Here is an 11,516-nt window from a genome sequence, read left to right on the forward strand (position 1 = left end):
CATGAGTATTTCCATCCATGTCGATGGCGCATCACAACATAACCTTCACTTAAACGTTATAGAATACTTTCTAAAGTTAATTCCATCATGTCTTTAAACGTTGTTTCACGTTCATCAGCTGTAGTTTGTTCACCCGTTTTAATATGGTCGCTCACCGTTAACACCGTTAATGCTTTTTTACCGTATTCTGCTGCTACGCCATAAAGACCCGCTGCTTCCATTTCAACCGCTAAAATGCCATATTTCTCCATGGTGGCAAACATTTCTGGCTGAGGTGTGTAAAATAAATCAGCTGTAAAGATGTTACCTACACGTACGGGCTTATTTAATCGTTCGGCAGTATCTACCACACTTTTTAACAATGAAAAATCTGCACATGCGGCAAAGTCAACGCCATGAAAACGCTGTCTGTTCACATTAGAATCAGTACTTGCTGCCATACCAATAACAATATCACGCACTTTTATGTCGTCACGAACAGCGCCACAAGAGCCAATACGAATAATACTTTCAACGCCGTAGTCTTTATAAAGTTCAGTCGCGTATATTGAAACACTAGGGATACCCATTCCTGAACCCATAACTGAAATAGGTTTACCTTTATAAGTGCCCGTGTAACCAAACATGTTACGAACACGTGTTACGCATTTAACATTTTCTAAGAAATTATCGGCAATATATTTAGCTCTAAGCGGATCGCCGGGCATTAGTACTGTTTTTGCGAAGTCGCCGGCTTGAGCTTCAATATGTGGTGTTGGCATAAGAGTTATCCTTTAGTTCGTTAAGTGTAACTCAGTAAGTTTCTAGCCAGAGCTGATGAGATCAAACTGCTATCAAGGATTTTTTACTGAAAAATTGTTTTTGACGATGTTTTAACACCGCTTAATAGTTAATGGCGTTATAATAATACTAAGTGAAGAAACGATCAATTATCGATTGATCATTAAAGCCGAAACTGCACTTATCTTCACCTATATTTTTAATTCACGTAGGCTTTGTTTTTCTTCGTTGCTTAAAAAGCTCATTTCAATCGCGTTGGTTTGTAATTGAGTTATTTGCTCTTCATTGAGCTTAAGTAATTTGCTCGCAAGATTGAATTCATCTTCAAGCTCAATGTTTTCAACGGCTGGATCATCTGTATTGAGGCAAACATTAAGACCATTCGCTAAAAAGGTTTTAATGGGGTGCTTGGTTAAGTCTTTTATCGTACCTGTTTGGTAATTCGAGGTGAGGCATGACTCAAGACCAATTTCATGTTTACGCATGTAGTCCATAAGTTTTTGATCTTTTACACAAGCTACGCCGTGACCAATTCTTGTTGCGCCAAGTTTTTCTATGGCATGCCAAACACTTTCTGGGCCAGCAGCTTCACCTGCATGTGCTGTTATCTGTAAACCTGCATCGAGGGCTTTTTTGAAATGACTTTCAAAAAGATTACCGGGGAAATTATATTCGTCTCCGGCTAAATCAAGTGCAACAATATTATCTTTATGGGCTAATATTGCATTGAGTTCGGTTTCACAGTTTTCAACACCAAAGGTACGGCTAAGAATGCCAATTAAGTTTATTTTGGTAGGATACTTTTTACACCCTTGATTGACCCCTTCAATAATAGCCTCAACAACACCTTCAATAGGCAGTTGATGGGTCATTGCCATATAAAATGGCGAAAAACGTAACTCGGCATAATCAATATTGGCCAAGTAAGCGTCTTCAACATTTTCATAACCAATACGAATAACATCATCTAATGACGTTATGACTTTAACGCCCCAATCTAATTTCTTTAAAAAAGCGAGCAGGTCGGCTTCATTATTAGTAATTTTGATGTGCGGAAGGAAGTCTTCGAAATTAGCTTCAGGTAATTGAATATTGTTCTTTTGGGCTAATTGCCAAACAGTTTTAGGGCGAATGTTACCGTCTAAATGTCGGTGAAGGTCTATAAGTGGCAGTTGCTTGTTATACATGGGGAAATGTTGTCCTAATAATATAAAGTGTTGCTCGTTAATACGAGCAACGGTTAACGCTTGTTTTCTATTTTAGCTTAAAATCCTTAATATGCTGCTAGGTGTTCATTAATTAAAGCTTTAATTTAACAGAGATAGGGCAATGATCGGTTAACGAGTTAGCGAGATCTCTCGTGTATTTCTCTTTAAAGACTAATTGTTCAAAAGAGTTGTCTACATACATACTTTTAGCGCTAGGGTTAAACACAATATGGTCTATATAGTCTTTGTAGTAACCGCCCCAACAATCAGAGTTTTTAGTGGCTGTAGGTGTCCAAAGTGACTCATTTCCTTCATCGTCTAGTGCTTGCCATAAACCTTGATCTTCAGCGTATTTATGACTTATGTCTTGTGAGAATCGGCGGTTAAAATCGCCAAGTACAATAAAGGCTTCGTCATCTTCAGCGCGCTCATCTACCCAACGTTCAAGTGGTTCAATTTGCATACTCAGGGTTGTACATGCTTCTTTTAATCTTAATTCTTTATCGGTATTACTTGGCAATAAAGCGAGGCTTTTAGCATCGAGTGGCAAGGCAAAGCAACCCGATTTCAAATGTACCGCAAGGAGTCTTATTTCTTTACCGTTTCTCGATAAAGTGACATCCATACCGTGTCTCACTCGGGTAACATTTAACGCTTTATATTCTTTAGCAACAACACTTAAGCCTGCTGATTTTTTAACGGCAACACCAACACGTTGTACCCAGTCTTTGGTTGAAAAATAAAAGTCATATTCATTACCAAAAACCTTACGAGCCCAATTTTCATCTTCAACCTCCTGCAAAGCAATAACATCTGCATCAAGTTGTTTGGCATATACAGCTAATTGCTGATAATCGTTGGATTTTCGTTTATTATATTCATGAGAACCTAACCAAGCGATATTCCATGAAGCTACTTTTAGTTCTTGTGAGTAACTGGGTGAAACATACATGAGGCTAAAGAGTAAACTAGCAGTTGTTAATATTTTTTTTTGCATTAATACTTCTCTTAGTTAAACTCAATGTATTATTTTGAGCACAGGTAGATAATAAAAGTTAATTCGTTGAATAATTTACTTAACCATTCGGTCAACAATTGATATAATTTGCCACATTACACTACTTTTACAGTAAGAAACAACCACTATGAATAAAAAATTTATTACCGCACAAGAACTACTAGAAGATTCTTTTAGACTCGCAGCACAAGTATTTGAAGATGGTTTTAGACCCCAATTTATCATTGGTATATGGCGTGGCGGAGCACCTGTTGGCATTGCAGTTCAAGAATATTTTGATTTCAAAAATGTTGAAACTGACCACATTGCTGTTCGTACGTCTTCTTACTACGGTATTAATCAACAAAGTAAAGAAATCAAAGTGCATGGTTTGCATTACATTATTGAAAATGCCAATGCCACCGATGGTTTATTGATTGTTGACGACGTATTTGATTCAGGCAGAAGTATTGACGCGTTGATAAAACAGCTTAAGAAGTTAGCACGCAACAATATGCCTACCGATGTTCGTATTGCATGCCCTTGGTATAAACCAACCAATAACGTAGTTGATATAAAACCTGATTATTATGTTCACGAGTCAGAAGAGTGGTTGGTTTTTCCTCATGAATTATCAGGTTTAACGCAAGAAGAAATTGCTGAAGGCAAGTCAGACTTAACAAATATATTACATCTTTTAAAATAAAGAGAGGTTGAGACGTTAATGAAGCTTTTATCCTTTTTAGCCCTTTATCTCTCTACTTCTTTTGTACTTGCTGATGATGACTTTCATCAGCAAGTTACTTTACAAGGAAAGTGGCTGGTAGAGACCAATAAAGCTGTGATGTTAGACCCCCAAACTTCAGCATTAAAGTTGTGGCGAGGAAAGTTACTTTCATTATCTGACCGTTCTGCTCATCACTCTCAGCAAAAGCAATTACACATTATTGACCCTGCTTCAGCACTCGTGGCAGAAAAATCGCTCGTAATGACCTTATCGAACCAAGTAAAAGAAAGTTGCTTTTACCCATACTTAGCCGACAAGCCTGACTTTGAAGCATTAGCTGTTGACCCAAACAATGATAACGTTTTTGTTGTTGTTACCGAAGATGCTCGCGACGGTGTTCAGCTTTCACCAGCATGTCAGCAACGCTTTAAAGAGACGGGCTCGACAAAATACCCATCACTATTAGTACGTTTAGAAATTGACGAAAACAATGTTTTGTCAATGACACATGTAAGGCCGCTCCAATTTAATGCGCTTTATAACGTAGGAGACTACGCTAATGACGGTATTGAGGGCTTGGCTTTTGGTAAAAACAACACGTTATATCTAGGTTTAGAAAAAGATAATAAAGGTGCAGCCCGTATTTTTTCATTGGCGTTAACTGAAAAATTTTGGGTGTCAGAAGAATTTGCGACTGTTGTAGATACTAACGTTGTATTACCGAATTTTAGTAAAGGACAACATCCGATAAATGGTATGGATTATTTACCTGTAGATAATCACCCTGGTTATCTAGCGGCGGCGGCAAGAAATGACAATCAATTATGGATTATTGATTTAGCAAATAAAAAACCAACAAAAGTTATTTCAATGACGTTTTTAGCGCCTGTTGTTAGTAATGATGAGCAGTGCAAAGACTGGGAGCTTATTGGTAATACCTCTTTAGAAGGTGTAGCGGTTGCTGATAATAAGATTTGGCTGATCAATGACCCTTGGAAAGCCCATTATATGGAAAATGTAAAATGTGCATCAAACCGCGATAACTATAAACGTTTAGCGCCGCTGTTATTTTCATTACCCATTAATAAGCATTGGTTTGAATAAATAAGCTGCCCGACAACAGCTTTGTGCAGAGTAAACGCTTAAAAATCAATATTAGTTATTTGTAATTATAGCCATATTGTTTACGAAGCTTACGTGAAGGTTTATAATGCGCAGGTTAACCAGTGGTGATCCCACTGGTTTTTTATGTCTGAGCTAACTCAGGCAGGTGACTCGCGAATAATAATCACATTTTTAAAACGCGCTAGCGTTATCGCGGAAAAATTAATATTGATAGAGTGGAAGTATAGCTAAACGCCATAACGTTCACTTTATTAGGCAATCAGCAGATTAGAAATAGGAAAGTAGATGAGCTCAGATTCAACAAAAATAATTTATACGATTACCGATGAAGCGCCCGCGTTGGCGACTCATTCTTTATTACCAATTATTCAAGCATTCACGGCTTCTTCAGGCATTAACGTAGAGACTCGTGATATATCACTTGCCGCTCGTGTATTGGCTAACTTTCCTAAATATTTAACAGCTGAACAGCGTGTAAGTGACGCTTTAGCAGAATTAGGCTTGTTAGCAAAAACACCTGAAGCTAATATTATTAAATTACCTAATGTTTCAGCTTCTATTCCACAATTAGAAGCGGTAATTAAAGAGCTTCAAGCGAAGGGTTATAATTTACCTAATTACCCAGCTGAGCCTCAAAATGAAGCAGAACAATCAATCAAGCTTACTTATGCAAAAGTTTTAGGCTCTGCCGTTAACCCTGTTTTGCGTGAAGGTAACTCAGACCGTCGTGCACCGAGTTCAGTTAAACAATATGCGCGTAAAAATCCACATTCTATGGGGGCTTGGTCAAAAGAATCAAAATCACACGTTGCTCATATGTCTGCAGGTGACTTTTACGGCAGTGAAAAATCAACCACGCTTAACGAAGCAACTAATGTAAAGATTGAATTTGTTAGCGACAATGGTGATGTTACTTTATTAAAAGAACACTTACCTTTGTTAGACAAAGAAATTATTGATGCTGCGGTAATGAGCAAGTCTGCATTAGTTGAGTTTTATGAAGCCGAAACAGCTAAAGCTAAAGAAGAGGGCGTTTTACTTTCTCTTCATTTAAAAGCAACCATGATGAAGGTGTCAGATCCGATCATGTTTGGTTACGCGGTTAAAGTTTTCTATAAAGACGTTTTTGATAAGCATGCCGCTATTTTTGAACAACTGGGTGTTAATGCTGATAATGGTATTGGCGATGTTTATGCAAAAATTTCTCGCTTACCAAGTGAAAAGCAAGCTGAAATTGAAGCTGACTTAGCGGCTGTTTATGCAACACGTCCAGAAGTTGCGATGGTTGATTCAGATAAAGGTATTACTAACTTCCATGTACCAAGCGATGTTATTATTGATGCTTCAATGCCTGCCGCTTTAAGAGCATCAGGAATGATGTGGGATAAAGAAGGTAAGCAAAAAGACACTAAATTTATGATCCCTGATCGTAATTACGCGGGTGTATTCTCAGCGGTTGTTGATTTTTGTCGTGAAAATGGTGCATTTAATCCAACAACTATGGGTACCGTTCCAAACGTTGGCTTAATGGCTCAAAAAGCTGAAGAGTATGGCTCGCACGACAAAACATTTACAATGACAGGTAAAGGCTCTGTTCGTGTTGTAAATGACAACGGCGAAACGCTATTAGAACATAGCGTTGCTCAAGGTGATATTTGGAGAATGTGTCAAGTTAAAGACGCACCTATTCAAGATTGGGTAAAACTAGCCGTAACACGTGCTAGAGCAACCAACGTTCCTACTATCTTTTGGTTAGACGAAAATCGTGGTCATGACGCAGAGATGATTAAAAAGGTTAATACCTATTTAGCTGACCATGACACTACAGGTTTAGATATTCAAATTTTAGAGCCGGTTAAAGCGTGTGAATTTACTTTAGCTCGAACAGCGAATAGCGAAGATACTATTTCAGTAACGGGTAATGTTTTACGTGATTACCTCACTGATCTATTCCCAATTTTAGAATTAGGAACGAGTGCTAAAATGCTTTCAATTGTGCCACTCATGAACGGTGGTGGGTTATTTGAAACAGGCGCAGGTGGTTCAGCACCTAAGCACGTACAACAATTTGAAAAAGAAAACCATTTACGTTGGGATTCTTTAGGTGAATTTTTAGCACTTGCTGCCTCTTTAGAACATGTAAGTGTTCATACAAAGAATAACAAAGCACAAGTCCTTGCAGATACATTGGATTCAGCAACGGGCAAGTTCCTTGATGAAAATAAATCACCTTCTCGCAGAGTCGGTGAATTAGACAACCGTGGCAGCCACTTTTATCTTGCTATGTATTGGGCACAAGCACTTGCCGAGCAAACGAATGATGAAGAGTTGAAAGCGGGTTTTACAGCGATAGCTCAAGCATTAACCAAGCAAGAAGATAAAATTATTGCTGAATTAAATGCCGCTCAAGGACAAGCAATGAACATCAATGGTTACTACTATGCTGACGTTGAACTTGCGAGTAAAGCAATGCGACCAAGCGAAACCTTTAATACGATATTATCTAGCTTACTCTAACAGAGTACGTGATATAAAAAAGGCTGAGCATCGTTATAGATGCTCAGCCTTTTTATTGAACGCTAGAAATTATTTAGATATTTTAACTCTAATTCTGTTACTACCAATTCTAGTTTCATGAAGCGCTTTGATCGCTTTTTTAGCTTCAGCTTCAGTCGGCATTTCAACAAAAGCAAAACCCTTAGATTTTCCCGTTTCTTGATCTAAAACTAAAGTACATTCGGTGACACCACCATGAGCTGAAAATAAAATCCGAATTTCTTGTTCGGTTGTAGAGCGAGATAAATTACGTACTAATAGTTTCATCAACAATCCTATAAAAATAATATTAAAAGTAATTATCTCAAGATAGTTTACATTCACCAAGCTATTTTATTTCATTAACCGTTATTAATGCCTTTCAAACGCATAATTTAAACGAATGTTTGAATTATTCACCGTCGTTATAGTCGATATCACCTATTCTGTATTAGTGCTGAAGCTCTTTTTCATTTATTTTTAACGTTAAAGGGAAGATAACCTATACTAAAACAAGCAGTTTTATCCATAATTTAAATAATCTAGGTGTTAAGTTCAAAAGCCCTTAATGTTATTTTGCAAAAGAAGAGGAATCGTATATGTCTACAAATGTAATAATCCCCACAGACGGTCAAGCCATTACCAGCGAGAACGGAAAACTACGTGTCCCTAACAATCCAATTATTCCTTTTATTGAAGGTGACGGTATCGGTATCGATGTAACACCACCGATGATAAAAGTTGTTAATGCTGCTGTTAAAAAAGCCTATAACAGTGAACGTAAAATTCATTGGATGGAAGTTTACGCAGGGGAAAAGGCAACACAAGTGTACGATTCAGAAACATGGTTGCCTGATGAAACCTTAGACATGTTTAAACAATATAAAGTAGGAATAAAAGGGCCCTTAACGACACCTGTAGGTGGCGGTATGCGTTCATTAAACGTAGCCCTAAGACAAATATTAGATCTTTATGTTTGCCAGCGCCCAGTGCAATGGTTCACTGGTGTGCCGAGCCCGGTTAAAAAGCCAAGTGAAGTTGACATGGTTATCTTTCGAGAAAACTCCGAAGATATTTATGCAGGTATCGAATATAAAGCCGGTACTGAACAAGCTAAAAAAATGATTAATTTTTTAATTGAAGAAATGGGTGCGACAAAAATTCGTTTTACCGAAAACTGTGGCATTGGTATTAAACCAGTGTCTAAAGAAGGTACTGAGCGTTTAGTGAGAAAAGCCATTCAGTATGCTATTGATCACGACAGAGAGTCGGTGACCTTAGTACACAAGGGCAATATCATGAAATATACCGAAGGCGCCTTTAAAGAGTGGGGTTACCAATTAGCACGTGATGAATTTGGTGCTGACTTTATTGCAGGGGGGCCGTGGTGTTCATTTGTAAACCCAAAAACTGGCAAAGAGATTATCATCAAGGATGTTATTGCTGATGCAATGTTACAACAAATATTATTAAGACCTGCTGAATACAGTGTAATAGCGACCTTAAATTTGAACGGGGACTATATATCTGATGCCTTAGCTGCACAAGTTGGTGGTATTGGTATTGCACCAGGCGCGAATATGAATGACGACATTGCCATCTTTGAAGCAACTCATGGCACAGCACCAAAATATGCTGGCTTGAATAAGGTCAACCCAGGCTCTGTTATTTTGTCAGCTGAAATGATGCTAAGACATATGGGCTGGGTTGAAGCGGCTGACTTACTACTTAAAGGAATGTCAGGAGCTATTAATGCAAAAACAGTTACTTATGATTTCGAACGCTTAATGGACGGTGCGACATTAGTCACCTGTTCAGAATTTGGCGATTGCATTATCGACCATATGTAACCTGCTAAAATGCTCAGTCGGGCAGTGCGCGACTGAGCATCTTTTAATGAAGGTCATTGAGATATTGACGACAGAACAAGCTTTAAATGGAATTTTAGGATTTAAAACTTCAATCTAGCGGGATGTTATTTAACGTTAAGTGATAGATGCCTAATGCTTATTTTACTGTATGTAGCAGACCTTCGTACTAACTCTCGAATTAATCGTTTAGAAGTATCATCTATCATAGGTCTAGGATCGTAATGTACAAAGGACAGCTCAAAAGCTGGAAAGAGAATAAAGGCTTTGGCTTCATTGAATCGAGTGAACTTAATCAAGATACGTTTATTCATATATCCTCACTAAAAAGCATGAGTAGAAAGCCTAAAGTAGGCGACTTCATCTACTTTGACATAGAAAAGCAAGCCACGGGTAAAACCAAAGCCATTAATTGTCGTATTGAAGGTGTTGCAGTTAAAGTCATTCAAAGACATAAACCGCGTATTCATCGGTATCGGCGCTTTTGTATTTCAACGATTAGGGTTAGCGCCTTCAAGTTCAGCGCCACAACATTCAATATCACCATCGAGCCATTCATTACCGGTCAGTTCTTTTTCAAGTGAAAATTCACAGTTTTCATGTGATGGTAGGCAACACTGTAGCCAAATGACCTCGCGCTCAGAAGCCGAGTACTTCACACAGCATTGTCCAAACACGAAAATGGATGGTGATGGAGACGGTATTCCTTGTGAAAAGGATTCACGCTTTTAAATCTTTTCAATGGTAGGTTCTTACCATGGGCCAATGAAAATAGCCTACAACGCACACAAAGCCTGAACAACGATCATGCGAATGAAATATAAATCTATTTTAGCTAGCGGGAATATGGAATAATTTGTTATTCGGCTATCGACTTATTCAAAATGTTCTAAAAGGAACTAAAATACCATGTGGGCTATTACCAACACATCCAACAATCTTAAATTTTACTGCTTTGAAAATAAAGAGTTCATGAGTGTGGCTACGCTTAAGTACAAACTTGATAAGTTTGGCTATGTTGACAAGGAACTAGAGGATCATAACGTTGTGCTACAAGCATTAGATTCTGCTGGTATTCGTGTTTTTATTGATAGAAAAGAAGCGAAAGCACATATTACAAGCGAGAAAATAACGGGCTTTAAATACTTAGAACTAAATTGAAAAAAATTGTTAAACCAGTTTAAGCGATATTGACCCTGTAATAGATTTTTTGTAACTGCCTGTTTTAAATAAAGTCCTTTAAATGGTCTTGAATCAAATCATAAATCGATTCAAGACCGTTTTTCCTGTTTCTAATAGGCATAGTCTATTTTTTTTGATGCTGCATCTATCGCAAGTAACCCCTTTCCTCGCTGAATCATCAGCAGAAAACAGCTAACCCTTCTTAATCACTTTTCGAATGTCTTAAGGGTATTTGAATAGTGTATTTAAATCCCCCCCAATGTGCTCGCTAAGACCGACTGATTGGGAGGACTTATCATTTAAGCGTGAACAAAATGTTTCGAGTTCAAGTAACGATTCTTCTGTCGTTGACTGATCTACTCACTTCAAATCATCCGTCACCGCTTTACAATTATTCAACAGAACTTATTTTATTGAGTATTTCCATATCAACAATGCGAGCTTAACTTTTGCTTGCAGAAATAGCGTATTAATTGCATCAGGAAAACCCTTGAGGCTATCAACACAATTGTAATCATGTTATTTAATTGCAAATTTAACATCTAAATCGCGTAGCAAATAAAGAGTGAAACAAGCAGCCCACATAGGCCATGCTGTAAAGAACAATAAATTATTAAAACCATCTAAGTATTGATTATATGAAGATATAGTCGATAGACCATGCATTATAAAAATAGCGCCGTAAGTCAAACGCTTTTTAATACCCACTAAAAAGGCAAGTACTAGTATTAGCTGTAATGCACCTAGTATATACGCGATAGAATCGTTTGAACCACTTAAGCCATAAAAGTGCTCAAATATTTTTGCACTATGACCTGGATTAACAAATTTATCTAAGGTCCACATGATCATTACTATAAAAACACCAAGACGTAATGAGAATAAAGACCATTGAATGCGATTTTGTGTATCTGAGCTAATTGTATGACTCATAAAGTTTAACTTCCTAAAAATGATTAAAAAAACTGTGAATTTACATAGACCGTATTGATATTTTTTTCTTTCAAATAAAATTAAATTTATTAAATGACTCATAATAAATTTTTTTTGAAAGATATTTTGCTCGTGTTAGGTCTTAATCAACGAATATAAGA

Annotated in this window: 10 protein-coding genes and 1 pseudogene; 6 read left to right on the forward strand and 5 right to left on the reverse strand. The window is 37.4% G+C overall.

Annotated elements, in window-relative coordinates; translation table 11 throughout:
- Positions 1-56 precede the first annotated feature (56 nt).
- From deoD to H4J39_RS03450, 3 genes are all read right to left on the reverse strand, one after another.
- A complete protein-coding gene (deoD, locus tag H4J39_RS03440) occupies positions 57-761 on the reverse strand; it encodes a purine-nucleoside phosphorylase (protein WP_146800086.1) in 705 nt (234 codons plus the stop codon).
- A 210-nt stretch (positions 762-971) separates the two neighbouring features.
- The gene (gene add, locus H4J39_RS03445; protein ID WP_182226006.1) at positions 972-1,967 is read right to left on the reverse strand and encodes an adenosine deaminase; all 996 of its coding nucleotides are present in this window, start codon (positions 1,965-1,967) and stop codon (positions 972-974) included.
- A gap of 112 nt (positions 1,968-2,079) precedes the next feature.
- Entirely contained in the window at positions 2,080-2,985 is a 906-nt protein-coding gene (locus H4J39_RS03450) for an endonuclease/exonuclease/phosphatase family protein (RefSeq protein ID WP_182226007.1), read from the reverse strand.
- Between the two features lie 148 nt (positions 2,986-3,133).
- Between H4J39_RS03450 and H4J39_RS03455 the strand changes: the two genes are divergently transcribed.
- The 3 genes from H4J39_RS03455 to H4J39_RS03465 all read left to right on the forward strand — a co-directional run bounded on the left by H4J39_RS03455 (position 3,134) and on the right by H4J39_RS03465 (position 7,354).
- Entirely contained in the window at positions 3,134-3,691 is a 558-nt protein-coding gene (locus H4J39_RS03455; RefSeq protein WP_182226008.1) for a phosphoribosyltransferase, read from the forward strand.
- Between the two features lie 18 nt (positions 3,692-3,709).
- Entirely contained in the window at positions 3,710-4,816 is a 1,107-nt protein-coding gene (locus H4J39_RS03460; RefSeq protein WP_182226009.1) for a hypothetical protein, read from the forward strand.
- Between the two features lie 306 nt (positions 4,817-5,122).
- Entirely contained in the window at positions 5,123-7,354 is a 2,232-nt protein-coding gene (locus H4J39_RS03465) for an NADP-dependent isocitrate dehydrogenase (RefSeq protein ID WP_182226010.1), read from the forward strand.
- 69 nt (positions 7,355-7,423) lie between these two features.
- Here H4J39_RS03465 and H4J39_RS03470 read toward each other — a convergent pair whose 3' ends face one another.
- Positions 7,424-7,660 carry an RNA-binding protein gene (locus tag H4J39_RS03470; protein ID WP_182179390.1) on the reverse strand — a complete coding sequence of 79 codons (237 nt, stop codon included), beginning with the start codon at positions 7,658-7,660 and terminating at the stop codon, positions 7,424-7,426.
- A gap of 311 nt (positions 7,661-7,971) precedes the next feature.
- Here H4J39_RS03470 and icd point away from each other — a divergent pair, with 311 nt between their 5' ends.
- The 3 genes and pseudogenes from icd (at position 7,972) to H4J39_RS03490 (ending at position 10,401) form a co-directional block, all read left to right on the forward strand.
- A complete protein-coding gene (gene icd / locus H4J39_RS03475; protein ID WP_182226011.1) occupies positions 7,972-9,222 on the forward strand; it encodes an NADP-dependent isocitrate dehydrogenase in 1,251 nt (416 codons plus the stop codon).
- Positions 9,223-9,464: 242 nt separating this feature from the next.
- Positions 9,465-9,972: pseudogene (locus H4J39_RS19080) on the forward strand (cold shock domain-containing protein).
- A 246-nt stretch (positions 9,973-10,218) separates the two neighbouring features.
- Entirely contained in the window at positions 10,219-10,401 is a 183-nt protein-coding gene (locus H4J39_RS03490; protein WP_182224995.1) for a hypothetical protein, read from the forward strand.
- A 540-nt stretch (positions 10,402-10,941) separates the two neighbouring features.
- On the opposite strand, the gene H4J39_RS03495 is transcribed toward H4J39_RS03490, so the two are convergent.
- On the reverse strand, positions 10,942-11,355 hold the full coding sequence (locus H4J39_RS03495) for a hypothetical protein (RefSeq protein WP_182226013.1): 414 nt from the start codon (positions 11,353-11,355) through the stop codon (positions 10,942-10,944).
- Positions 11,356-11,516 lie beyond the last annotated feature (161 nt).

This window comes from Colwellia sp. Bg11-12 (assembly GCF_014076955.1).
GTDB lineage: Bacteria > Pseudomonadota > Gammaproteobacteria > Enterobacterales > Alteromonadaceae > Colwellia_A.

What these genes read in the sequence shown, in the direction of transcription:
- H4J39_RS03470 (WP_182179390.1), bottom strand. Translation starts at nt 7,660, where the DNA reads ATGAAACTATTAGTACGTAATTTATCTCGCTCTACAACCGAACAAGAA.
- H4J39_RS03460 (WP_182226009.1), top strand. Translation starts at nt 3,710, where the DNA reads ATGAAGCTTTTATCCTTTTTAGCCCTTTATCTCTCTACTTCTTTTGTA.
- H4J39_RS03450 (WP_182226007.1), bottom strand. Translation starts at nt 2,985, where the DNA reads ATGCAAAAAAAAATATTAACAACTGCTAGTTTACTCTTTAGCCTCATG.
- H4J39_RS03495 (WP_182226013.1), bottom strand. Translation starts at nt 11,355, where the DNA reads ATGAGTCATACAATTAGCTCAGATACACAAAATCGCATTCAATGGTCT.
- H4J39_RS03465 (WP_182226010.1), top strand. Translation starts at nt 5,123, where the DNA reads ATGAGCTCAGATTCAACAAAAATAATTTATACGATTACCGATGAAGCG.
- add (WP_182226006.1), bottom strand. Translation starts at nt 1,967, where the DNA reads ATGTATAACAAGCAACTGCCACTTATAGACCTTCACCGACATTTAGAC.
- deoD (WP_146800086.1), bottom strand. Translation starts at nt 761, where the DNA reads ATGCCAACACCACATATTGAAGCTCAAGCCGGCGACTTCGCAAAAACA.
- H4J39_RS03455 (WP_182226008.1), top strand. Translation starts at nt 3,134, where the DNA reads ATGAATAAAAAATTTATTACCGCACAAGAACTACTAGAAGATTCTTTT.
- icd (WP_182226011.1), top strand. Translation starts at nt 7,972, where the DNA reads ATGTCTACAAATGTAATAATCCCCACAGACGGTCAAGCCATTACCAGC.